Here is a 22,327-nt window from a genome sequence, read left to right as displayed (position 1 = left end):
CGCTGATCACAGTCGGCAGTCTCAATAGAGAGCGTATGCAACTATTGCCAGCGACGGTAGTTGTCCACGCTTCAGGAGGAAGTCCCATGCCGCTCGCCCTGCTCGCGCTGGCCATCGGCGCGTTCGGCATCGGCACGACGGAGTTCGTGATCGCCGGGTTGCTGCCCGAGGTGGCGGCCGATTTCGGGGTGTCCATCCCGGCCGCCGGGTGGCTGATCACCGGGTACGCGCTGGGGGTGGCGGCCGGCGCGTTGCCGATGACGGCGCTCGGCACCAGGATGCGGCGCAAGCACCTGCTGCTCCTGTTGATGGGAGTGTTCATCGTCGGCAACGCGTTGTCGGCGCTGGCGCCGAGCTACGGGGCGCTGCTGGCCGGCCGGATCGTCGCGGCGTTGACGCACGGGGCGTTCTTCGGGGTCGGCGCGGTGGTGGCCGCGGACCTGGTCAAGCCGGAGAAGAAGGCCAGCGCCATCGCGCTCATGTTCACCGGGCTGACGCTGGCCAATGTGCTCGGCGTGCCGCTGGGCACGTTCATCGGGCAGGGCCTGGGGTGGCGAGCGACGTTCTGGGTGGTCGCGGGACTGGGCGTACTCGGGCTGGCCGGTGTCGCGGCGCTCGTGCCGGACACCCCGAGGCCGGAAAACGCCAGGATCGGCGCGGAGTTCGCCGTGTTCCGCCACGCAAGGGTGTGGCTGGCGGTCGGCACGACGATCCTGGGCTTCGGCGGGGTGTTCGCGAGCTTCACCTACATCGCGCCGATGATGACCGAGGTCGCCGGCCTGCCGAGCAGCGCGGTCAGCTGGCTGCTGGTGCTGTTCGGGGTCGGGCTGGTGCTCGGCAACCTCGTCGGCGGCAAGTTCGCCGATCGCGCTCTGATGCCGACGCTGTACACGGTGCTCGCCGCGCTGGCCGTGGTGCTCGCCGTGTTCGCCTTCACCGCCCACGCGGCCGTGCCCGCGATCATCACGCTGTTCCTGCTGGGCGGCTTCGGCTTCGCCACCGTGCCGCCGTTGCAGATGCGGATGCTGGCCAGTGCGGAAGCCGCACCCACGGTCGCCAGTGCCGTGAACATCGGCGCGTTCAACCTCGGCAACGCGCTGGCCGCCTGGCTCGGCGGCGTCGTCATCGCCGCGGGATACGGCTACGCGTCGACCAACTGGGTCGGCGCCGCCATGACGGTGGCCGCCCTGGCGCTGGCCGTCGTCTCAGGCCGATTGGATCGCACGAAAACACCAGTACCAGTGCACTGACCACAGTGGACACCGCGGGCCCGGCACACTCGCCGGGCCCGCGGCACTCACGTCACACCAGCTTGCGCAACCGCGGCAGGATCTCCGTGCCGTAGGCCTTCAGGAACCGCTCCTGGTCCGGCCCGGGGGCGTGGAACACCAGGTGCGTGAAGCCCAGGTCGAGGTACCGCTTGATCGCCGCCACGTGCTCGTCCGGGTCGGACGACACGATGAACCGGCTCGCGGCCCGCTCGATCGGCAGCGCGTCGGCCAGCCGCTGCATCTCGACCGGGTCCTCGACACCCGTCTTCTCCTCCGGCTTCAACGCCAGCGCGCCCCAGAACCGCGTGTCCTGCAACGCGCGGTCGGCATCGGCGTCGAACGAGACCTTGACCTCGATCATCATGTCCACGTCGCCGACCGCCCGGCCCGACTGCTCCACGCCTTCGCGCACGGCGGGCAGCAACGTGTCCGTGTAGAGCGACGGCGCCTTGCCGCTCGTGGTGATGAACCCGTCACCCCGCCGGCCCGCGAGCCGCGTGGCAGCCGGGCCGGAGCCCGCGATGTAGAGCGGCACCGGCACCTCCGGCCGGTCGTACACCGTGGCCTTCTCCGTGCGGTAGTGCGCGCCTTCGAAGTCCACGCGCTCCTCCGTCCACAGGCGGCGGATGAGCTCGATCGCCTCCTTCAGCCGCGCGAACCGCACCTTCGGCTCCGGCCACTCGATGCCGAGCGGGGCCTCGTTCATCGACTCGCCCGACCCGATGCCCAGCACCACGCGGCCCGGGAACAGGCACCCGAGCGTGGCGAACGCCTGCGCCACCACCGCCGGGTGGTAGCGGAACGTCGGCGTCAGCACGCTCGTGCCGAGCACCACCCGCTCCGTCGCCGAACCGAGCGCGCCCAGCCACGGCAGCGCGGCCGGCGCGTGGCCGCCGTCGTGGCGCCACGGCTGCAGGTGGTCGCTCACGAACACCGAGTCGAACCCGTTCTCCTCGGCCAGCACGCCGTAGCGCAGCAGCTCCGCCGGCGCGAACTGCTCCGCCGACGCCTTGTACCCGAACCTCACCACTGGACTCGTCCCTTCTCAGACGCCCGCGTTCACCTTGCCGATGATCTCCGACCCGAGCAGCTCGATCTGATCGAACCACCGATCGAACTTGAACCGGAAGTCGAACACCAGGTGCTCCACCCCGGTCGCGGCGAAGCGGTCGATCTCCTCCAGAGCATCCTCCGGTGTGCCGACGATGAGCTGCCCTGAGAGATCCTTCACGGTCTCGAAGGTGCCCGACGGCGGCTTCACCGCGAACTTCGCCTTGTTCGCCCAGGCCAGCAGGCCCGGGACGTTCACGTGCTTCACCGCCTCCTCGTACGTAGGCTCGATCGACGTGGGCGGGATCACGGCCACGGTCGGCATCGTGCGCCCGGCCTGGTCCGAGAGCTCCCGCATGGTCGTCACGCGCTTGTCCAGCGTCGCCATCGAGATCCGGCCCGGCATCCAGCCGTCGCAGAACTCGACCGCGAGCCGGGCCGAACGAGGGGTGGCGCCGCAGTACCAGAACGGTACCCTCCCGCCCAGCGGCTTCGGTTCGATCGTGATGTCGCTGAACGAGAAGTTCGCGTCCGAGTAGGTCACGTCGTTCTCGGTGAACACGCGCTTGAAAATCTCGGCGTTGGAGCGCACGAGCTCCACGCGGTCGCGCTCGCCCCACTCGATGGCCTCGAACTCGTGGTCGAACGTGCCGGCGCCGAACCCGAGGATCACGCGCGGGCCGAACAGCTGGGTCATCGTGCCCGTCATCAGGGCCGTGACCAGCGGGTGCCGGAACGGGATCAGCGAGCCCGTGCCCAGCTCGATGCGCTCGGTCACGGCGCCGATGGCCGTGAGCGTGGTGAGCGCGTCGTAGAACGTGCGGTTGGGTTTCTCCATCTCGCCGTGCGGCTCGAACACCAGGTGGTCACGCACCCAGACCGAGTCGAACCCGGCCTTCTCGGCCATGATCGCGCCCTGGAGCACGTTGTCGCGCGAGGCGTGCTCGCCGAAATGCGGGAGCAACAGTCCGAACTTCATGCGTTCTGCACCTTTCCTGACACCGCCTGCTTGCCGTGCCCGGCCTCGCCGGTCACCTTGCCGCCCGCGAACACCTCGGTGCCGCGGACGTAGGTCTGCTCGATGCCGGCCGTGAGCTGCCGGCCGTCGTACGGGGTCCAGCCGATCTTCGACAGCACGCCGTCGTTGGTGATCGTCCACGGCGCGTCGAGGTCCGCGATCACGAAGTCCGCGTCGCAGCCCGGGGTGAGTGCGCCCTTCACACCCTGCAGGCCGAACTTCGCGGCCGGCGCACCGGCGACGAGCTCCACCGCGCGGTCGAGCGTGAGCAGGCCCTTGTTCACCGCGTCGAGCGCGAGCGGGTAGAAGTACTGGATGCCGGGGGTTCCCGTGTGGGAGCTCCACATCTGCGTCCAGCCGATCTCCTTTTCCTCGCGCGTGTGCGGCGCGTGGTCGGAGGAGAACATGTCGATCGTGCCGTCACGCAGGCCCTCCCACACGGCTGCGCGGCCGTCGTCGGGCACCCAGTAGGACAGCGCGTACGGGCCGAGCTTCTCCACATCGTCCCAAGTGGACAGGAACGGCAGCCAGTGGTTGACCTCACACGTCACGTCCACACCGTGCTCACGAGCCCGGCGAACCGCCTCGACGGAGCGGCGCGTCTGGATGTGCGCGAGGTGCACCTTGCAGCCCGAAGCCTCGGCCAGCCGCAGCACGACCTCGATCGCCGTGTCCCAGATGACGCCGTTGCGCGCGGCGTAGGCCGACGCGTAGCCCTGCGGCGTGTTTTCCCCGCGCGCCAGGCATTCACCCTCGATGTAGTCCATCAAGGACTGGTCGTGCGGATGGATGATGAAGCGCTTACCCGTCTTGGCGATGGTGTCCATCATGCGCAGCAGGTCGCCGTGCCCGTGCATGCCGGTGCCGGCCGGATGCGGGTAGGTGCGGCCGGTGTCCACGACCATGTAGATCTTGTACGCGTTCACGCCCATCGCGGCCATCGGCGCGATCTCGTCGGGCTGCGTGGCCGCCGGGTTGTGGTTCCAGTCCACGATGGACTTCTCGGCGTAGAGGCCGAACACCTCGCGCAGCGTCTTCGCGGTGGTGGTCGGCGGGTTCAGGTTCGGCATCCCGAAGATCGTGGTGACGCCGCCCGCGGCCGCCTGCAGCGACGTGGTGTAGATGTCTTCCTTGTGCTCGAACCCGGGCTCGCGGGTGTGCACGTGGACGTCGACCATGCCGGGCAGCACCAGCTTCCCGGTGGCGTCGACGGTGCGGCCGACGTCGGCGATCTCGACGGAGCCGGACACGACCCCGACGACCTTGCCCTCGTTCACCAGCAGGTCGCCGTCGACGGCGCCGCTGGGCAACTGCACGCGGCCACCGGAAACACGGAGATCGATGCTCATGCCTTCACCTCCACTACGGCCGGGTGTCCGCCCGGCCGGCTCGAACGCACGACCACATCGGCCGGGCGGAGATACTCCTCGAACCACGCGACGATGCGGGGCGTCGTCGCGGTCCAGTACTTGTCGTAGGCGGCGTAGTGGCTCGTGTGCCGCTGCATGATCAGTTCCTTCGGCCCGCGCGCGGCTTCGTAGATCTGCTCCGCATGGTCGGTGGGCGTGGTGGCGTCGTTCTCCACGCCGATCACGAGCAGCGGCGTGGTCAGCGTCGCCGCCGCCTCGGCCGGCCGGTAGGCGATGATCTCCTCCGCCGCGGCCAGGCGCACCTGCTTCGGCACGCGTCCGTCCACATCGGACTTCACGCTCGTGGCCCGGCGTTCCGAGGTCGGCACCATGATCTCTTCGCGCGGGTTCACGAGCTTGCCCACACCGTGCAGCGTCCGCTCGCGCCGGTCGGCGTCCAGCTCGGCCAGGAAGTCGAGCCACTGGTACTCGCTGCGCATGCGGTGCAGCCAGTCGCCGCCGTCGGCCACGGGCAGCTGGCTCACCGCCGCCCGCACCCGCGGGTCGACGGCCGCGAGCAGCACCGCGTTGCCCCCGCCCGTGCCGCCGCTGCCGAACACGCCGATCGAGTCGGGCAGCACGTCGGGCCGCGCCTCGGCGTAGGTGACCGCACTGCGCAGGTCGGCCAGCTGGCGGGCCGGCGACAGCAGCTCCGGATCGCCCTCGGAATCGCCGAAGCCGCGGTAGTCGAACACCAGCACGGCGAACCCGGCGTCGGTGAGCGCCTGGTGGTAGCGCACATAGAGCTTCGCGTCCTTCAGGCCCATCCAGCCCGGGCCCTGCACGACGACGCGGTAGGGCCCGTCGCCCTCGTCCGGGGTGCGCCAGAGCCCGCTGATGCGTTCGCCGTCGCTGAACCAGGAGACCTCGTCAGTTCTCATGCCGTTTCCGTTCACTCCTGCCCGCCGGTTTCCGGGCAGGGGGTACCTGCCCGGCAATTCGGCCGGGTTTGCGGACAACGCTGTATTCGATTGCGGAACTGTGTTCGACTGAAGGGAAAGGATTCTGTTACGCGGGGAATTCGCTGTCGGGTTCGCGATCGCTTTCGCCGGAAAGGATCTTGGCGACGCCTTCGCTCACTTCGCGAAGGTGGTCGTGCAGCGCCGCTTCGGCCTTCTCGACGTCACCGCGCTCGACGTGGTCGACCAGCGTGGTGTGGCGCCCGTGGTGGCTGCGGCTGCCCGACACCCGCCAGCCGAGCAAGTACCGCCCGACGCTGCTGCGCAGGTCCTCGATCAGCTCCACCAGCCGCGGGTTGCGCTCGGCGTCGTAGAGCTCCCGGTAGAACCGCACTCGGACGTCGAGGAAGCCTTCGCCCTCCTCCTCGGCGTCGAGCAGCTCCGCGTTGCGGCGCAGGCTCGCGATCCGGTCCACGGTCATCGTCTTCATCGACTTGCGCAGCGCGTGGGTCTCGAGCAGGTCGCGCAGCTCGTAGATCTCCACGAGCTGCTCGGCCGTCAGCGTCTTGACCACCGCGCCGCGGCGCGGGTGGAACTCCACGAGCCCCTCGGCGTCGAGCCGCAGCAGCGCGGCCCGCACCGGGAGCCGGGACACCCCGATCGCAGTGGCCAGCGCCTCCTGCCGGAGGTGCTCCCCGGGGGCGAACGCCCCGGAGAGCAACGCCTGGCGCAGGACCTCGTAGACCATGTCGCCGATCGAACGGTAGCCGCTCGACAACCGCGACACGACCTCGTCGAAGCTGGCGCGGCCGGTGATCGCGGCCCCTTCCGGGGTGCCGCCTCCCGTACCGCCGCCGGCTCCCCCGGACTGACGCTGAGCCATCGTGACCTAGCCTCCCCTCGACCGGCGTGCGCCGGCCGTCAAGCGGTTACCATTCGTCCTGGTTTTGCCGGACAATCGTATCCTGGATCCATTATCGGACCGACCCGGACGAGTCCTTTCCCACTGGGGTTTTTCACCGGGTCTTTCCGTTGCGGACCAGGTGGGTCAGTTGATCTTCATGGCCGCCGTCGCCTTGTCCCACGTAGCGGTGTCGACCCAGACGGACGTGGCCGGTGCCTTGGTGATCGCGCCGACCTTGTTGGCCAGATCCTCCTGGACCTTCGCCGAAGCCTCGGAGTAGGCGTCCTTCGTCGCGGGAAATGTGTCCGCCGCCTTGAGGGCGTCGTAGGTGCTCGACGCTTCCTTCTCGTCCGCCTTGGCGTAGGCGACCGCGGCCTTGACCCACTGGTCCTTGTCGGTGTTGAAGATCTGCGCCGCCTTGATCCACGCCTGGTCGATCGCCACGGCCAGCGCGCCGTGGCTCGTGAGCCACTGCGGTGAGGTCGCGAGGAACGAGTCCGCGAGCTCAGGTGCGGTCTTCGACATAGTCACGAGGTCGTGGAAGCCGGCCGAGGTCAGCTTCGAGACGTCGGTGGCGTGCGCGAACGTCGCGTCGATGTGGTGGGTGAGCATGGCGCTCACGCGCACCGACGCGCCACCGGCCACGGTCGTGGTGACCGCCTTGGGGTCGATGTTGTTCTTTGCCAGCAGGTCGGCGAACATCAGCGCCTCGACACCGTGGACGTTGGAGGTGCCGTAGACGTGGCCGGGCAGGTCCTTCATCGAGCTCAGCGAAGGGGCGCCGATGAAGTGGTAATCCAGCCGCGGCTGGCTCGGCCCGAAGATCTTCAGGCCCGAGTTGATCGACGACGATACGGCGAGCGTGCCGATGTCGGCGTCGCCGGCGAGCAGCACCCGGATGGCCGAGGGGTCGCCGGTCTGGTTGACGATCGACGCGTCGGCGCCCCAGCTCTTGAGCACCTGCGCCACGAGGGCGATCTTGGTGTCCTCGATGGCGGGGGCGGCGCCGGTGACGATCCGGATGGTGGTGCCCTTGAGGTTCGGCGTGCCGTCGGCCGAGGTCGGCAGCTTGTCGCCGGTGCCGGTGGCCGCGTCGCCGGAGCCGCACGCGGCCGTGAGCGACACAGTGAGCGCGGCGATCGCGCCGACGACGAGCGCCGTGCGGCGCCGCCGCGAAGAGGGAGCGGACATCGCGGACCCTCCTTTCTGGACTGGATCTGACGGTGGGGTGGGGATGGGGGTTGGGAGAGCGGTTCGAGCGTGGTTCTTCGGTGCAGAAACTTCAGTCAGGAACTTCAGTGCGGGAACTTCAGTGCAGGCCGAGCACGATGCCCAGCACGTGGTCGCGCAGCTTCGCCACCTCGGGATCGCCGAGCAGCTCCGCGTGCGTGCGCGGTTTGGGGAACGGGACCTCGACGACATCGCGGACCGAGCCGGGCGAGGTGCCCATCACCACGATGCGGTCGGAGAAGAACACGGCCTCGTCGACGTCGTGCGTCACGAGCACCGTGGTCGCGCCGATGCCTTCGATGATCGTGGCGATGTCCTGCTGCAGCCGGCGCCGGGTGAAGGCGTCGAGCGCGGACAGGGGTTCGTCCATGAACAGCACGTCGGGGTCGCAGGCCAGGGCCCGGGCCAGACCGGCGCGCTGTTGCATGCCGCCGGACAGCGCCGACGGGTAATAGCCCGCGAAGTCCTGCAAGCTCGTCATCTCGAGCTTCGCGGCGATCGCGGCGTCGACCTCTTCGGGCGGAAGCTCCTTGGCCTTCAAGGCGAAGACCATGTTCTCGCGCACGGTCTTCCACGGCAGCAGCGCCGGCTCCTGGAACACGAACCCGATCGACCCCGGCACGCCCTGCACGGGGTTGCCGTTGATGCGGATCTGGCCGTCGTCGACCGGGATGAGCCCGGACATCATCCGCAGCAGCGTGGTCTTGCCGCAGCCCGAGGCGCCGATCAGCGAGATGAACTCACCCTGGCGGATGTCGAAATGCACGTCGGAGACGGCGAGGAAGCTCTCGGCCTTGCGGCCCGGGCGCTGGTAGCGCTTGGACACGTGCTCGATCTCGATGCAGGCCGTGGGTGCGCTCATGGCGAACCTTTCATTGACGGTGCCGGGTTCAGACGCGGGTGTGGGCCGAGGCGTTGGACGACCACGGGGCGAGCTTGCGGCGCAGGACCTCGAGGATGATCGTGCCGATCACGCCGACGATCGAGGAGCTGATGATCGAGGCGAGCAGCGGCGCGGTCTGGAACGAGTCGCCGTAGTTCTGGATCAGCCCGCCGAGACCCTTGAGGCTGATGTCCATCTCGCCGATGATCACACCGATCAGGGCCTTGGCCAGCGCGATGCGCAGGCCGGCGAAGATGTAGGGCACGGCGTTGGGCATCGCGACGTGGCGGACCACCGACCACTCCCCCGCCCGGTAGACCTTCGCCATGTCGAGCAGGATCGCCGGGGTGTTGCGGGTGCCTTCGGCCGTGTTGATGATGATCGACCACACCGCGAGCAGGAAGGTGATCGTGACCTCGGAGGCGAACCCGATGCCCGTCCAGATCACCACGAGCGGCGTGAGCGCGATCAGCGGCGTGGCCTGGAAGAAGCTGACGTAAGGGTTGAGCACGCGCGACACCGTTTCGCGCCGGCCCATCCACACGCCCACCGCGATGCCGACCACGGCCGAGAGCCCGAAGCCCGCCGCGAGCACCTCCATCGCCCGCAGGAAGGCCGCGCCGAGCTCACCGTTGCCGATGATGTCCACAAAGGACGCGGCGACCGCCGACGGGGTGGCCAGCAGGATCGGGTTGACCTGCGCGCCGAAGATCTGCCACACGCCCAGGAACACCACGACCGACGCGACGGGCAGCACCCGCCGGCGGACCTTCGCGTTCCACGGGATCCGGAACTTCCTGGGTGGCGCGGCCGGCGGTCCGGCCCGGTCCGGGGCCGAACTGGCCAAGCTCGTGTCTTCGGTGAGGGACACCGTGACCTCCTCCGGTTGTCAGTTGGAGCCTGGATCCATTCGACATCAAGGTCAAGCAGTCCGGCCGTGAACTGTTCGTTTCGGGGATGACGTTCGTGTGCAGCGCGGGTTTCGTGCACTGTGGACACGAGGAGTGCGCACAACGACTGCCACCGGCCGGTTTTCCCCGGCCGACGGTGTTCTGTCCTGTGTGGAGCTGTCCTGTGTGGTCAGGCGGCGAGCACACCGGCGCGGCGGCCGAGGTGCACGTAGTGGTCCCAGAGCTTGCCGGGGCGGTGCCCGCCGCGGTCGTAGCTCTCGGCGACCTGCACGATCTCTTCGGGCGTGAGCGGCAGCGGCGTGCCGAGCTGGCGCGCGATGAGGAGCGTGCGGGCGTTCTCCTCGAGGTCGAGGCAGTCCATCAGCAGTTCCTGGATGCGGTTCGCGACCACGACCGTGCCGTGCGAGCGCAGCAGGCACGCGCCGGCGTCGCCGAGGGTCTTCGCCACGGCGTCACCCTGCTCGCGCGAGCGGATGTGCGTGGGGTCGGGGTGCACGGCCAGGCCGTCGGGGAACTTGTACGCGAAGTGGCGCATCGGCAGAAACGGGTGGTCGACCATGGTGAAGGTGGTCGACAGCGTGGGGTGGCCGTGGCAGATGAAGTCCACTTCGGGCCGCGCGCGGTAGACACCGGTGTGGATGGCCGTCTCGGCCGGCGGCGGGAGCTCGCCCTCGACGAGATTGCCGTCCAGGTCCACGACCAGCAGGTCTTCGGGTCGCAGCGCGGCGCGGCTCGCGTCGCGCGGCTGGATGAAGATGCGGTCGTCGGTGCCCGGCACCCGCGCGGTGAGGTGTCCGCTGTAGTCGAGGACACCCTTGAACACGAGCAAGCTGGTGCAGGTGACGAGATCGGCCCGTACTCGGTCGGCGTCGGTGTCGGCCTGGGAATCGATCATGAAAGCCCTTCCTCTCGGATTGGCGATTGGATCCAGGATAAAGGAGACACTTTCACAGCGGAAGTATCTCCAGGTCGCGAACCGGCCACGGAGTTGCGACCGGCGTGCGGGGTGGGGCTGGTGTTGCGGGAAGGTTAGGCCTCCGCGCCGCCCGGCGCCATCATCTGAGGTAACGCTTCCGATTTTCCCGATCAGGTCGCGACGCGACAGTCGGCAACATCGGAAAGTGCTTCGAGAACACCTTCGCGGCCATCAGGACCACGCACGGTGACCGGCGCGGGCCCGATGGCCGCGAAATGACCTTTGTGGACAGTGAAGCTCAGGTGGTGCGCGTGAACTCGCCGATCAGCCGGGCCAGCTCGGCGGGCCGGTCGAGCGGCAGCAGGGTGTAGCTGTCGTCCACTTCGGATAGTTGTGCCTTCGGCAGCAGCTCGGCCAGCCGTCGCCCGTGTTCTGGTGGCATCACGCGGTCCTCGCTCGCCCACACCACCAGCGTGGGCCGGTCGAACTCCGGCAGGTGCGCCGCGGCTTCGACGAGGATCCCGGGTTCGGCCGCCGCGGCCCGCAGCACGCGGACGGTGTCGCGGCGGATCCCGGGCTCTGTCAGCAGGGGCCGCAGCCACGGGACCACGGCCGCGTCGCCGCGCTTCGTCAGCCACCCGAACGAGATCGGCAAGCGGCGCAGGGCTTTCAGCCGCATCTGTTGCATGAAGGCCCCGAACAACCCCGGTGACAACCGGCCCGTGAGGAACAGTGTCTTCCCCGTCAGCCCCGGCGGGAAGTTGTCGAACGCGTCGCACGACGCGAGCACCACCCGCCGCACCCGGCCGACGTCCCCGGCCATCAGCAGTTGCACGAGCGCCCCACCGGTATCCACGCCGACCAACGTCACCTCGCGAAGATCCAAGCGTGACAAGAACTCCCCCGCCAGCCGCGCGAGCGCCGGCATCGACAGCTCGGCGTCGGGCCGCATCGCCTTCCGGTGCGCCCCGAGCGGCAACGTCGGCGCGACACACCGGAACTCCCCCGCGAGATCCGCGATCGTCTCCGCCCACAGCGACGAGTCCATCAGCAACCCGTGCAGGAACACCAGAACCGGCCCGTCGCCGCCCGTGTCCTCGTACTCGATCGTCCCCGCGGACAGCTCGATCTCGTTCATTCGCCCGCCTCCCCCGCGGACGGACCGCCGTGCTCCCCGAACCGTGCTCGCCGACACCCCATGCGGACCTCCCGGTCGTTCGCCCCGCCAGAAGTGAACCACGTGGTTCGCAAACGGGTCCAGTCCCGCCGCCCCGGGAAACCACCCGAGCGGCTCAGTCCCCCGCGGCTTCCTCCCGTTCCAGCGCCCGCTCCAGCGCCGCGAAGCCCGCGTCGGCGCCGCCGGGATCGTCGCTGGTCAGGCGGTGCACGACGAACCCGCGCAGCGTCGCCAGCACGAGCTCGGCCACCTCCCGTTTGCGCTGCTCGGGCCACGGCTGCGGGCAGAACGACACCAACAGGTCCAGGTACTGCCGCGTCGAGCCGCGGCCGAGGTCGGCGTAGCGCTCGGGGTCGTACATGGTGAGCCCGACGGCCTGGTCGAGCACGCGGCGCAGACCCGGCTCCTCGTCACGCAGCGTCTGCCACGCCACGCGCACGCGGCCGGCGAGTGTGCGCTGCTTCGCGCCGTCGGCCATGGCCGCGAGCGCGTTGCCGATCCGGCGGTCGCGCAACGCGAACACGGCCTGCGCGAGCAGGTCCTCCGCTCCGGCGAAGTGGTAGAGCAGCACCTTGTGCGTGGTGCCGGCCGCCCGCGCCGCGCGCCGCAGGGAGAAGTCGACGAGGCCGTTCACGGCGAGGTCGTCCGTCACACGCGCCAGCAGCTCGCGCCGCCGCGCCTCCCCGCGCGGCGACCCCGCCGACCGCCGATAGCCCGTCCGTTCCGCCGAATCGTCGTCCACCCCGACAGCTTCCCTGATGCCCGTGCGGCGCGCAGTGACCGGCCTCTTACTTGGCGAACGCGGTCAGGAACCGGTCCCGGAAGGTGTCCATGCGCCATACCGGCGCGTTGGTCGCCGGGCGCATGCCGTCGGTCCAGTTCCACGACGACACCCGGTTCAGCACCGCCGGGTCCTTCGCCACGATGGTGATCGGAACCTGGTGCGTCACCCCGGCCGGCGTGACCACGGGCGGCTGGTGGTCGCCCAGGAACACCAGCACCGTGTTGTCGTTGCCGTAGGTTTGCAGGTAGGACGTCAGCGTCGAGAGCGTGTACTGGATCGCCTTGCCGTAGGCGTCGCGGATCTGGTTCGGGTCCTTCCACACCTGCTCCGGGTCCTCGCCCATCGCCGGCTGCGGGTCGAAGATCGAGCCGTCGCCGACCTTGTTCCAGTCCACAAGCGACGGGCGCGGCGACCACGGCGCGTGGCTCGACACGAAGTCGACCTCGGCCATCACGGGTTTGCGGTTCTGTGCGGCGAGTTCGGTGCGCTGCAGGAAGGACAGCGTGTACTGGTCGGGCATCGTGGCGTACGCGTAGCCCGGGCCCTGGTAGCCGACAGTGTGGAAGTCGTAGTACTGCTGGAACCCGTAGTACTTGCCTTCCGGCCACGGCATCGTGTGGGCCGGCACGTCCTGCACCGTCTTCCAGCCGGCCTTGCCGAACGCGCGCGTCAGCGAAAGCCGGTTGCTCGCCAGGAGGTCGTTGTAGCGCTGCTGGTTGTCCACCCACGTTCCCGATTGGACGGTCGAGTGCGCGAGCCAGCTGCCGCCGCCGAAGGTCGACGAGTCCAGGAAACCGCTCTTCGCCGCGAACCCGGCCGTCTGCAGGCTCTTCGTCTCCTGGTCGAGCTGGGCGTCGATGGCCGGGGCGATGTCGGAGCCCTCGATCGCGAAGCGGCCGTAACTCTCCACAAAGGTCAGCAGCACGTCCTTGCCCTTCAACCCCTGCAACAACTGGTCGCCCGGAGTGTTGGCGAAGGGGTCGTCGGCCAGCTGCGCCGCGAAGTCCTGCTTGTCGTGCAGGTCGGTCCCGACCTGCCGGATGTCGTCGAAGGCAAGCGCGGCCGCACTGCGCGACGCGATCGGCTGCCCGGGCGCGAGCTGCACCCCGAACACCGCCGCGACGATCCACACGACCCCGAGCACCGCCACCACGCGCGTCGACGCCGTGCGCCGCCCGGCCGCCAGACGCGTGAGCCGCATCGCGGCGAGCGTCGTGAACACGACCACCGCCAGGATCAGCAGCACCACGCCCACCGCGGAGGCGATCGCCCCGGCGCCGCCGACCTCACCACGCAGGAAGTCGAGCCCCGCGCTCACGAAGCTCCAGTCGAAGATCGGGTCGAACGGGCGCGAGAGCACCTCGTTGAACCCCATGTCCACGAGCTTCAGCACCGTCAGCACGCCGAGCACCGCGCCGACCACGCCGGCCAGCACGCGCCGCCACCGCGGCGGCAGCACCAACGCGAGCGCCGTGACGACCAGCGCCTCCACCGGAATCCGGACGAACGCCGCGGGCGAGAGCTCCACCAGGTTGTTCGGCGCCACCAACGCGAACAACACGAGCAGGCACGCCAGCACCGTCAGCACCACAGCCGTCACGCGCCGCGCCCGACCGCGCTCCGGCGGCGCGGGGTCCGGTTCCTCCACTCCGGACTGCTCGCGATCGTCGGTGCGCGTGAAGAGTGACACGGGGTTCCTTTCCGCCCGAAACCGGCACGGCGGCCGGTGCTCCTCTTCCTTACACGGACGGAAACGCCGAGCGGTTCAGCGGGTTGCCCCGGATCACACCGAAGTGAGCCCCTCCCGGCACCGCAGCCCCGGCACCAACACGTGGACCACCGACACCCGGCCGGTGTGGTGCTCGCGCAGGTAGGCCGTCAGTTCCCGCGCGGCGAGGCTGTCCAGGAGCTCGGCCAGCAGCTCCGGCGCCGTGCCGGAGAGGTTGTTCTCCCGGAACGGCACGAATTCCGCGGCCTCGGCCAGGGCCGGGTACCGGGCGGCCGGGGTCGCGGCGCGGCGGCGCAGCAGGCCGGTCAACGCGTCGGTCAGGGCGCACCGCCGGCTGAACGACACGCCGGCGCCCCAGGCGGCGCGGTCGCCGGCCAGGTAGGCGGGCACGCCGAGCTGGGGCGTGAGGTCGGCGACGCGCACGGGCCCGCCCGCGGCGAGCGACGCGGAGGCGAGCAGCGCGGCCAGGTCCGAGGGCAGGCCGGCCGGGTCGAGCAGCGCCGGGCGGGCACCGGCGAGCATCGACTCGTGGGCGTTGTGGTCGAGCAGGCCGATCAGCGCGCGCACGGTCGCCTCGGCGCTGGTCGTCGCGGCGCCCCACGAAGCGGCGGCCGGCCGGGTCCCGAGGGCGTCGTAGCCCACGACGTCGCCCACGGAGTGGCGCAGCAGCAGGTGCCCGGCTCGGCCGTAGTCGGTGATCGCGAGCACGGCCGGCACGGCGGCGACCGGGCCGAGGCCGGTCGGCATCAGCCGCCGGTACGCGAGCGTGCCCACGGGCAGGTCGGTGTAGCGGGCCAGGGAGCACACGGTCTCGTCGGCGGCCAGCGGGCCCGTCGCCAGCTCCGGCGCCGGCACCGCGCGCACGTCGGCCGGGCGCAGCCAGGCGGCGCCGCCGAAGCGGCGGGTCAGCGCGTCGAGCACGGCGTCGCGTTCCGCGGTGGCACCCGCGCCGTAGCCCGGCCCGGCCGAGAGCGCCACGCCGTCGCGCAGCAGGTCGCAGCGCCACACGGCGGCGATCCCGCCCGCCACCGGAGTCAGCTTCGCGGTCAGCCCCAGGTCGGCCACCTCGGCCAAAACGTCGTCCATCTTGTTCGCACCAGCTCGTCGTCCGGGGTCCTGAGAAGGACCCACCTGCCCCCTGCCCGCATCAAACTCGATCACCGCCGGGGAGTCGAGCACTTTCCCGCACGCGTGACCGAACGGCCACCGCCGCGGGGTGCTCTGCGCGGCCACTGAACGACGACTGAACGCGCCCGGAGTAGTTGATCAGTCCATTCGCGCATGCTGACAGCATGAACCAGACCCTGCGGACCGGAACCGTGCGTACCCTGCTCTCGGTCTCCGACGCGCTCACGCGCGCGTGCCTCGAAAGCTACTTCGACGGGAAGCCCGAAGTAGCCGTGGTCGACCGCACCCGCCCGATGGGCGCCGAGGTCTCGCTCGTGGTCACCGACCGGTTCACGCCGCGCACGCGCGACATCCTGGAACGGGTCGCCGCGACACTCGACATCCCGTCCGTGCTGGTCATCGGCCGGCTCGACGACCTGCCGATCACCGAGCTCGCCCAGCACCGCGTGGTCACGATCCTGGACAAGACGACCAGCCGCAGCGAGGCCGTCACGCAGGCCGTGATCGACGCGGCCGGCGCGCACCCGGCGGACCCGGTCGAGCGGCTGAGCACGCAGGTGCGCCGGCTGACGCACGCGGCGGCCCGGCAGAACCGCCTCGACCGCCGCGAGACCGACATCCTGCGCTTCCTCGCCGACGGTCTCTCGGCCGGCGAAGTGGCCAACCAGCTGGGTTACAGCGAGCGCACGGTGAAGAACATCATCAGCAAGATGACCGTCCGGCTGGAGCTGCGCAACCGCGCCCACGCCGTGGCCTACGCGATCCGCGAAGGCCTGATCTGACCGCTCACGCGCCCGGCGGCGACACCACGCGGGAGACCGGGTCGCCGAGGCGCAGCCGCACGTCGTCGGCGGCGGGCATGCCGAACGCGTCGAGCACGTGGAGCGCCTCGCGCCACGCCTTCTCCGCGCCTTCCGGATCGCCCGCCGCGCTGAGCGCGTCGCCGAGCGCCACGAGGGAGTCGGACTCGTCGGAGCGGTTCCCGAGCTCGCGGTAGTAGGTCACGGCGCGGCGCCACGCGTCGATCGCCTGGTCGAGGTGCCCGAGCGAGCCGTACGCGGTGGCCAGGGTGCTCCAGCAGTTGCCTTCGCCGTTGCGGTCGCCGATGTCCTCGTAGAGCTTCATCGCCCGCAGGATCAGCGGCACGGCCTCGGCGTTGCCGCCCATCTCGCTGAGGCAGCGGCCGATGCCCTCGAGCCCGATGGCCTCGCCCTTCACGTTGCCACTGGCCCGGTACAGCTCGAACGCGCGCTCGTGGTGCTCCAGCGCCGCGTTGAACCGGCCCAGCTTGGCGAACACCGTGCCGAAGTTGCTGTGCACGTAGGCCTGGTCGGCCGCCAAACCCAGCTGTTCGAACAGTTCCGCGGTGCGGTTGAGGTGCTCCAGCGCTTCGTCGTAGCGCTCGACGAAGTGGTAGGCGCCCGCGAGACTGCGGTGCACGTTGGCCTGCGCCACCAGGTCTCCGGTGCCGACGGCGACGCGCAACGCGAGCTCCGCCTGCGTGACCCAGTCGTGGTAGAGCGCGCTGCGCTGGTAGTACGGCTGCAGGCTCAGCACCAGCTTCCACACGTTCCCGGCCAGGCGCGGCACCCCGGCGATCTGCCGGATCAGCAGTGTCAAAGCGGGCAGCTCGGCCTCGAACCACTCCATCGCCTCGCCGTAGCCCCGCGCGAGGTCGGCGGTCACGCCCGGCTCGAGCACGGGCGGCTCGATCGGGAGCTGGTGCGGGTTCAGCGCGAGGTACGCGCCGTGGGTGCTGCACAGGTAGTGGTTCACCAGCCGTGCGAGGGCGTCGGCCTGTTCGTCGGCCGGGTCGGTCTGCTCGCGCAGCTCCATCGCGTACGAGCGCACGAGGTCGTGGGCGAGGTAGCGCCCCGGGCGGTGCTCGCTGAGGTAGCGGATACGCGTGAGCTCTTCGAGCAGGTCCTGCGCCTGCAGCAGGGGTACCCCGGCGAGGCTCGCGGCCGCCGCGGTCGAGAAGTCGGCGCCGCGGTGCAGCGAAAGCAAGCGGAACAGCCGCGCCGCACCGGGTTCGAGCACGCGGTAGGACCAGGAGAACACCGTGCGCACGTCGCCCGCGCTGTCGCCGCGAAACGCCTCGAGCGTCCCTTGGGTGGCGCGCAGCTTCGCGGTGATGTCGGCGAGCGAGAACTGCGGGTGCGTCCGGGCGCGCGCGGCGACGATCGCCAACGCGAGCGGCAGCCGGCCGCACAGCTCGATGATCTCCTCCACGGCCTCGGGTTCGGCCGCCACCTTCGCCTCGCCGAGCCGTCGCACGAGCGTCTCGCGGGCTTCCGACGACGACAGCGTGTCGAGCGTCAGCACGTCGGCGTCCTCGGTGGCGACCAGGGCACTGAGGCGGTTGCGGCTGGTCACGATCACGGCCGAGCCGGCGCTGCCCGGCAGCAGCGGCCGCACCTGCTCGGAGTCGCGGACATTGTCGAGCACCACCAGCATCTGGCGCCCGGCGAGCAGGCTGCGGTAGAGGCCGCTGCGCGCGTCGAGACCCGAGGGCGCCTGCGTGGCCTCGATGCCGAGCACGTCGAGGAACCCGCGCAGCGCGTCGGCCGGGTCGACGGTGGCACCCGTGGGGTCGAAACCGCGCATGTTGACGTAGAGCTGCCCGTCGGGGAAGCGCTCGGCGACCTGGTGCGCGAGGTGGATGGCCAGCGAGGTCTTTCCGGTGCCGGCCAGCCCGTCGATCACCGCGACGGTGACGCGCCGTCGCTCGGCGGCGCAGTCGAACAACCCGGCGAGCCGGGTGAGCTGGTCGCGGCGGCCGGTGAACGTCGGCAGGTCCGGCGGCAGCTGCGCCGGTCGCACCACGGGCCGGGCCTGCGGTGCGCGGACCGCGGGCACTTCCTCGGCCTGCTGCACCAGTACGTCGTGCTGCATGCGCGTGAGCTCCGCGCCGGGCTCGACGCCGAGCTCGTCGACCAGCCGCTTGCGGATCTCGCGGTACACCTCGAGCGCCGCGGCCCGGCGCCCGACCGAGTCGAGCGCGAGCATGAGCCGGGCGTGCACGGTCTCGTTGAAGGGATCGGCTTTCACGGCCCGCTCGAGGTGCAGCAGCAACGGCTGCAGCGGGCGCCCGGCCGCGTGGGCGACGTCGGCGGCCTCCACGACCGTGGCCAGGCCCTCCTGGTCGATGCCGGCCAGCAGCGCGCGGGCGCGCCCGGGCATCATCAGCCCGGCCGCGCACGGGCCGCGCCACAGGGCGAGGGCGGCGTTGAACTCGGCGAGCGCGTCGTCGGCGTTCTCCGCGCGGCGCGCCCGCTGCACGCGTGCGCGGAACTCGACGAGGTCGGAGGAGACGGCGTCGACCTGCAGGCCGTAGCCGCCGGGGTGGCGCACGAGCCAGTGACCGGGCGAACGCGCGGGCAGGTCGGGCTCGACGAGCCGGCGAAGGGCGCCGACGTAGCGCTGGATCACGTTCACGGCGCTGGCCGGCGGCTGGTCGTCCCACAGCAGGCCCACGAGCTCGTCGACCCCGGTCGGCTGGCCGGCGCGCGCGAGCAGCACCGCCAGCAGCAAGTTCTGCGCCGGCGACCCGATCGCGAGCTCGTGGCCACCGCGCCAGGCGCGCAGCGGTCCCAGCAGCTCGAACCGGACGCCGACGGGGGCACCGGGTTCGCTCACCGGTTCCTCCCTCGCTCACCGGTTGCGGGCACGTCTCCCGTTGAGCGTAGCGCCCGCTACGGCGCGGGTCCGCGAGAGCGCCCTGCCGACAGGACATCGGTCCCGTAGGTAGGACGTGGGACGATCACGGCCAGATCACCGCCGGGCAAACAGTTCTCCTTGGTACAAAAGCGATTGTGCGTGCGGTTGTACGGCGGGTGTACGACCACGCCGGAGCCTGGGAGCACTTTCGGCAGCCGCCCCGCGATCGCGGGGACGGCCCCCAGGACGGAGACCGACAGTGAATCTGAGACGTGTCGCACGAGGACTGCTCACGGCAGTGGCCGGGGCGACGGCGTTCGCCGCGGCGGCCGTGGTGCCGGGCGCGACCCCCGCCGCGTCGGCCGACGCGGCCAGCACGGTGGTGTACCAGGCCGGCACCGGCGGCTACTCGTGCTTCCGCATCCCCGCCATCGTCAAGGCGAACAACGGCGACCTGCTCGCCTTCGCCGAGGGCCGCAAGAACAGCTGCGCCGACACCGGCGACATCGACCTGGTCATGAAGCGCCAGGCCAAGGGCAGCTCCACGTGGGGCCCGCTGCAGATCGTGATCCAGGGCTTCGGCGACGTGAAGGGCAACCCCACGCCCGTCGTCGTGCCGCCGACCGCGGACGAGCCCAACGGCCGCGTGGTGCTTCTCTCGGTGATGCAGTGCGTCGCCCCGCACGCCGCTTGCGGCCGCGTTCCGCGCGTGAGCATCAGCAAGGACAACGGCTCCACGTGGGCCGCGCCCCAGGTGCTCACTACGCAGCTCGGCTTCACGGCGGCGCCGGGCTGGCTCGCGACCGGGCCGTCGCACGCTTCGGTGCTCACCCGCGGTGCCCACAAGGGGCGCCTCGTCGCGGGCATGAGCTACCAGGTCAACGGCTCCGCGCCCGACACCGGCTCGATCATCTACAGCGACGACCGCGGCGCGACCTGGCACCGCGGCGCCACCGACGCGAGCACGAACAACAGCACCCTCAACCCTCAGGAGATCAGCCTCACCGAGCTCCCCGACGGCAAGATCTACGCCTCGGCCCGCAACAACGCCGGCACGATGTGCTCCACCATCGAGCGCGCGTACGCGATCAGCTCCGACGGCGGGCAGACGTTCAGCCAGAAGTTCGTGACCGAGCCGGGCCTGGCGAAGACGCCCGACGTGCAGGGGTCCACGGTCGCGATGAGCGCCACGGACACCGGCGGCGCGTACACCCGGCTGATCTTCGCCGGCCCCTCGGTGTGCGACCACCGCCACGCGCTGCGCATCCGCTCGTCGTTCGACGAGGGCGGCAGCTGGCAGGGTGACACCGACGGGTTCCTGGTGTGGAGCCAGGACGCGGCGTACTCCGACCTCGTCTCGCTCGGCACCGGCTCGGCCGGTGTCCTGTTCGAGGGCGGCCCGCAGGGCAACTCCAGCGCGGCGATCCGCTGGGCGAAGTTCACCGACGCGGACCTGGGCGCGCCGGCGTGCGGCTGGGGCTACGGCGTGATCGACCAGGGCTCGCTCGGCACCGCGGGGACAGTGTACTTGTCCTACAACGCGGCCACCGGCAAGAACTGCGTGAGCACGATGAAGAACTCCGGCGCGGGCACGCCGTCGCAGACCACCGCCTACCTGCAGGTGCAGGGCGGGACGAAGCAGACGGACTCCGGCTCGTTCTCCTGGTTCGCCGGGCCGGTCACGGCTTCGGCGGCCGGCAAGTGCGTGACGTGGGGAGGCTCGATCGGCACCGTGAAGTTCGACGCGCCGCTGGGGCACTGCGGCTGACTTCGCGTGCCGCTGCTGCGGCGGCGCCACCGAAAAAGGGGCTGAGGGTGGTCGTGGTGACCACCCTCAGCCCCCTTGTCTTGCTCGGTGTCAGCGCTCTTCGCGGAAGTCCACGTGCTCGCGGACGACCGGGTCGTACTTGCGCAGGACCATCCGGTCCGGGTCGTTGCGGCGGTTCTTGGTCACCACATACGTGTAGCCCGTGCCGGCGGTGGAACGCAGCTTGATCACCGGGCGCAAAACGCTCTTCGCCATCGGTTCTCACCCCTTCCTGCTCGTGGCGGTCGCCGGGTTCCTCCGGCTTCCGCAGCAGATGTAACAGTGGGAGGGCACGGAAAAGTCCCGGCGGGCAGTGGCCGGGGTCACGCCGTCGGGCGACCGTCGACTTCGGACGGGTGGGCTGGGGTCGTGTTCGGGATGCCGTCCTCGCGGGGCGGCTTGCGTTGGGGGGGAGCACCCCGAAGTTTGATTGTGCTGACGGCCGTTGACCCCGTGTAAAGGCGGGAAAGCGTGCCTTGACACGCGGTCGGCGGCCGTAGGGAGGCTTCGGATCGGGGTGGCGGGGTGGGGCTGGGTGCAGGGCTTGGTTGCGTTGTCGGCCGGCGGTTGGCGAGGTGCGGCGCGTGGCTTGGGTGGGCGAGGAGTTGGTTCGGCGGCCGGCGGCTGGGCAGGCCAAAGCGCCCCAATGTGGCGTTCGGTGCGCTCAACGCACCCAATGTGGCGTTCGGTGCGTCGAGCGCAACCAATGCCGCGTTGGGGCGCGAGCGGCGGGGTGGCGGGCGCGGAGGAGGGCGGTGGTGAAGGCGACGTACTCGCCTACGAGTGTCGGCGCGGGCGGAGCCGGGTGGTGGTGCGCGCCGGCGCGTGGAGCGGGCGGTCGTCGGAGGCTGGAGACGTTCTGACCACGCGGTGGGTGGGCCGCGACGTGACGTGGCACGGGCGAACGTTGTACGTGCCCAACGACCACCCCGAGTGGCCGCTGCACCGCGCGTCGCTGCTGGAGCCGCGCGACGACCTGGCGGAGCTGGGCGGGGTCGCGGTGGCGGGCGAGCTGGTGAGCGTGCTGTATTCGCCGGGGGTGCCGGCGCGGTTCGGAGCGCCGTTCGTGGTGTGAGGTGCTAGTGGGTGCAGGCGGCGCAGGCCTTTGCCGCGGGTTCGACCGGGGCCGGTGGCCGCCGGGGCTGGGGTACGGCGGCCGCCCGGCACGGCTGGCACGAGCCGACGGCCGGCCCGAGTTCGACGATGATCTGTTTCGGCGGGGCGATGGGCACGGGCCGCACACGCGGCAGGACCTCGGCGACCGCGCGCAACTCCTCCGCGAATCGCGCCTGCGTGCGGACGGCGCGCGCCGTGCGCAGGGCGGGGCGGCGGCGCAGCACGAGCAGCGCCGCCGTGAGCGGCCCGCCTGCCAACGGCAGACCGGCGACCACCGTCGCGAACAGTTCCATCACCGACCCCAGAGGTGCGCGGACACCGGCACCGTGACCGCTCGGCTCGGCGGTCCGTCCCCCGTACTTCGCGGGGTAGTCGATGCTAACGCCGGTTGCCACGTGGCCAACAGGATCACCACCCGGCCGTGGTGGCGTCCGC

General features: G+C 70.6%; 20 protein-coding genes. 4 read left to right on the top strand and 16 right to left on the bottom strand.

Translation table 11 applies throughout. From position 1 onward, the window contains the following. The first annotated feature begins 86 nt into the window (after positions 1-86). The gene (locus AB0H62_RS21285; protein WP_360587628.1) at positions 87-1,250 is read left to right on the top strand and encodes an MFS transporter; all 1,164 of its coding nucleotides are present in this window, start codon (positions 87-89) and stop codon (positions 1,248-1,250) included. 52 nt (positions 1,251-1,302) lie between these two features. On the opposite strand, the gene fgd is transcribed toward AB0H62_RS21285, so the two are convergent. From fgd to AB0H62_RS21220, 13 genes are all read right to left on the bottom strand, one after another. Beyond that, on the bottom strand, positions 1,303-2,301 hold the full coding sequence (gene fgd, locus AB0H62_RS21280) for a glucose-6-phosphate dehydrogenase (coenzyme-F420) (protein WP_220239253.1): 999 nt from the start codon (positions 2,299-2,301) through the stop codon (positions 1,303-1,305). A gap of 15 nt (positions 2,302-2,316) precedes the next feature. After that, entirely contained in the window at positions 2,317-3,300 is a 984-nt protein-coding gene (locus tag AB0H62_RS21275; protein ID WP_220239252.1) for an LLM class flavin-dependent oxidoreductase, read from the bottom strand. Then, positions 3,297-4,688 (bottom strand): dihydroorotase family protein, encoded by a 1,392-nt coding sequence (locus AB0H62_RS21270; protein WP_360587626.1) that lies wholly within the window; start codon positions 4,686-4,688, stop codon positions 3,297-3,299. The genes AB0H62_RS21275 and AB0H62_RS21270 overlap by 4 nt, the downstream gene beginning before the upstream one ends. Beyond that, on the bottom strand, positions 4,685-5,629 hold the full coding sequence (locus AB0H62_RS21265; RefSeq protein WP_354884474.1) for an alpha/beta fold hydrolase: 945 nt from the start codon (positions 5,627-5,629) through the stop codon (positions 4,685-4,687). Before AB0H62_RS21265 ends, AB0H62_RS21270 begins: the two co-directional genes overlap by 4 nt. 127 nt (positions 5,630-5,756) lie before the next feature. Further along, the gene (locus tag AB0H62_RS21260) at positions 5,757-6,530 is read right to left on the bottom strand and encodes a GntR family transcriptional regulator (protein WP_220239249.1); all 774 of its coding nucleotides are present in this window, start codon (positions 6,528-6,530) and stop codon (positions 5,757-5,759) included. A gap of 165 nt (positions 6,531-6,695) precedes the next feature. Then, positions 6,696-7,742, bottom strand: coding sequence for an ABC transporter substrate-binding protein (locus tag AB0H62_RS21255; protein WP_360587623.1), 1,047 nt, complete (start codon positions 7,740-7,742; stop codon positions 6,696-6,698). Between the two features lie 118 nt (positions 7,743-7,860). Beyond that, positions 7,861-8,643: an ABC transporter ATP-binding protein gene (locus tag AB0H62_RS21250; RefSeq protein ID WP_354884468.1), complete on the bottom strand. Its 783-nt coding sequence runs from the start codon at positions 8,641-8,643 to the stop codon at positions 7,861-7,863. Positions 8,644-8,671: 28 nt separating this feature from the next. Further along, on the bottom strand, positions 8,672-9,535 hold the full coding sequence (locus AB0H62_RS21245) for an ABC transporter permease (RefSeq protein WP_360587621.1): 864 nt from the start codon (positions 9,533-9,535) through the stop codon (positions 8,672-8,674). 209 nt (positions 9,536-9,744) lie between these two features. Next, positions 9,745-10,470: a class II aldolase/adducin family protein gene (locus AB0H62_RS21240; RefSeq protein WP_360587619.1), complete on the bottom strand. Its 726-nt coding sequence runs from the start codon at positions 10,468-10,470 to the stop codon at positions 9,745-9,747. Positions 10,471-10,789: 319 nt separating this feature from the next. Then, a complete protein-coding gene (locus tag AB0H62_RS21235; protein WP_360587617.1) occupies positions 10,790-11,629 on the bottom strand; it encodes an alpha/beta hydrolase in 840 nt (279 codons plus the stop codon). Positions 11,630-11,783: 154 nt separating this feature from the next. Beyond that, on the bottom strand, positions 11,784-12,410 hold the full coding sequence (locus AB0H62_RS21230; protein WP_360587615.1) for a TetR/AcrR family transcriptional regulator: 627 nt from the start codon (positions 12,408-12,410) through the stop codon (positions 11,784-11,786). Positions 12,411-12,456: 46 nt separating this feature from the next. After that, positions 12,457-14,142: a sulfatase-like hydrolase/transferase gene (locus tag AB0H62_RS21225; protein ID WP_360587613.1), complete on the bottom strand. Its 1,686-nt coding sequence runs from the start codon at positions 14,140-14,142 to the stop codon at positions 12,457-12,459. A 93-nt stretch (positions 14,143-14,235) separates the two neighbouring features. Continuing rightward, entirely contained in the window at positions 14,236-15,267 is a 1,032-nt protein-coding gene (locus AB0H62_RS21220) for a hypothetical protein (protein ID WP_220239242.1), read from the bottom strand. Positions 15,268-15,473: 206 nt separating this feature from the next. Between AB0H62_RS21220 and AB0H62_RS21215 the strand changes: the two genes are divergently transcribed. Next, positions 15,474-16,091 (top strand): LuxR C-terminal-related transcriptional regulator, encoded by a 618-nt coding sequence (locus AB0H62_RS21215; protein ID WP_220239241.1) that lies wholly within the window; start codon positions 15,474-15,476, stop codon positions 16,089-16,091. A 4-nt stretch (positions 16,092-16,095) separates the two neighbouring features. Here AB0H62_RS21215 and AB0H62_RS21210 read toward each other — a convergent pair whose 3' ends face one another. After that, the gene (locus AB0H62_RS21210) at positions 16,096-18,948 is read right to left on the bottom strand and encodes a BTAD domain-containing putative transcriptional regulator (RefSeq protein WP_360587611.1); all 2,853 of its coding nucleotides are present in this window, start codon (positions 18,946-18,948) and stop codon (positions 16,096-16,098) included. 280 nt (positions 18,949-19,228) lie between these two features. On the opposite strand from AB0H62_RS21210, the gene AB0H62_RS21205 reads away from it, so the two are divergent. Next, complete coding sequence (locus tag AB0H62_RS21205) at positions 19,229-20,737, top strand: sialidase family protein (protein WP_220239239.1); 1,509 nt, start codon at positions 19,229-19,231, stop codon at positions 20,735-20,737. Positions 20,738-20,827: 90 nt separating this feature from the next. Here AB0H62_RS21205 and rpmG read toward each other — a convergent pair whose 3' ends face one another. Then, positions 20,828-20,992 (bottom strand): 50S ribosomal protein L33, encoded by a 165-nt coding sequence (gene rpmG / locus AB0H62_RS21200; protein WP_220239238.1) that lies wholly within the window; start codon positions 20,990-20,992, stop codon positions 20,828-20,830. A gap of 490 nt (positions 20,993-21,482) precedes the next feature. Between rpmG and AB0H62_RS21195 the strand changes: the two genes are divergently transcribed. After that, positions 21,483-21,851: a DUF2071 domain-containing protein gene (locus AB0H62_RS21195; RefSeq protein ID WP_360587608.1), complete on the top strand. Its 369-nt coding sequence runs from the start codon at positions 21,483-21,485 to the stop codon at positions 21,849-21,851. Positions 21,852-21,855: 4 nt separating this feature from the next. Here the strand turns inward: AB0H62_RS21195 and AB0H62_RS21190 are convergent, their stop codons facing one another. After that, positions 21,856-22,287 carry a hypothetical protein gene (locus AB0H62_RS21190; RefSeq protein WP_360587606.1) on the bottom strand — a complete coding sequence of 144 codons (432 nt, stop codon included), beginning with the start codon at positions 22,285-22,287 and terminating at the stop codon, positions 21,856-21,858. Between the last annotated feature and the right edge of the window lie 40 nt (positions 22,288-22,327).

Origin of the sequence: Amycolatopsis sp. NPDC050768, assembly GCF_040654155.1 — a bacterium.
Taxonomy (GTDB): domain Bacteria; phylum Actinomycetota; class Actinomycetes; order Mycobacteriales; family Pseudonocardiaceae; genus Amycolatopsis.
The sequence above is the reverse complement of the archived record's forward strand: the minus strand, read 5'-3'. Positions and strand labels throughout refer to the sequence as shown.

Excerpts from the sequence above, each read along its gene's own strand:
- AB0H62_RS21250 (WP_354884468.1), bottom strand. The coding sequence starts at position 8,643 with ATGAGCGCACCCACGGCCTGCATCGAGATCGAGCACGTGTCCAAGCGC.
- AB0H62_RS21265 (WP_354884474.1), bottom strand. The coding sequence starts at position 5,629 with ATGAGAACTGACGAGGTCTCCTGGTTCAGCGACGGCGAACGCATCAGC.
- AB0H62_RS21235 (WP_360587617.1), bottom strand. The coding sequence starts at position 11,629 with ATGAACGAGATCGAGCTGTCCGCGGGGACGATCGAGTACGAGGACACG.
- AB0H62_RS21195 (WP_360587608.1), top strand. The coding sequence starts at position 21,483 with ATGCCGCGTTGGGGCGCGAGCGGCGGGGTGGCGGGCGCGGAGGAGGGC.
- rpmG (WP_220239238.1), bottom strand. The coding sequence starts at position 20,992 with ATGGCGAAGAGCGTTTTGCGCCCGGTGATCAAGCTGCGTTCCACCGCC.
- AB0H62_RS21275 (WP_220239252.1), bottom strand. The coding sequence starts at position 3,300 with ATGAAGTTCGGACTGTTGCTCCCGCATTTCGGCGAGCACGCCTCGCGC.
- AB0H62_RS21240 (WP_360587619.1), bottom strand. The coding sequence starts at position 10,470 with ATGATCGATTCCCAGGCCGACACCGACGCCGACCGAGTACGGGCCGAT.
- AB0H62_RS21215 (WP_220239241.1), top strand. The coding sequence starts at position 15,474 with ATGAACCAGACCCTGCGGACCGGAACCGTGCGTACCCTGCTCTCGGTC.
- AB0H62_RS21270 (WP_360587626.1), bottom strand. The coding sequence starts at position 4,688 with ATGAGCATCGATCTCCGTGTTTCCGGTGGCCGCGTGCAGTTGCCCAGC.
- AB0H62_RS21255 (WP_360587623.1), bottom strand. The coding sequence starts at position 7,742 with ATGTCCGCTCCCTCTTCGCGGCGGCGCCGCACGGCGCTCGTCGTCGGC.
- AB0H62_RS21260 (WP_220239249.1), bottom strand. The coding sequence starts at position 6,530 with ATGGCTCAGCGTCAGTCCGGGGGAGCCGGCGGCGGTACGGGAGGCGGC.
- AB0H62_RS21220 (WP_220239242.1), bottom strand. The coding sequence starts at position 15,267 with ATGGACGACGTTTTGGCCGAGGTGGCCGACCTGGGGCTGACCGCGAAG.
- AB0H62_RS21285 (WP_360587628.1), top strand. The coding sequence starts at position 87 with ATGCCGCTCGCCCTGCTCGCGCTGGCCATCGGCGCGTTCGGCATCGGC.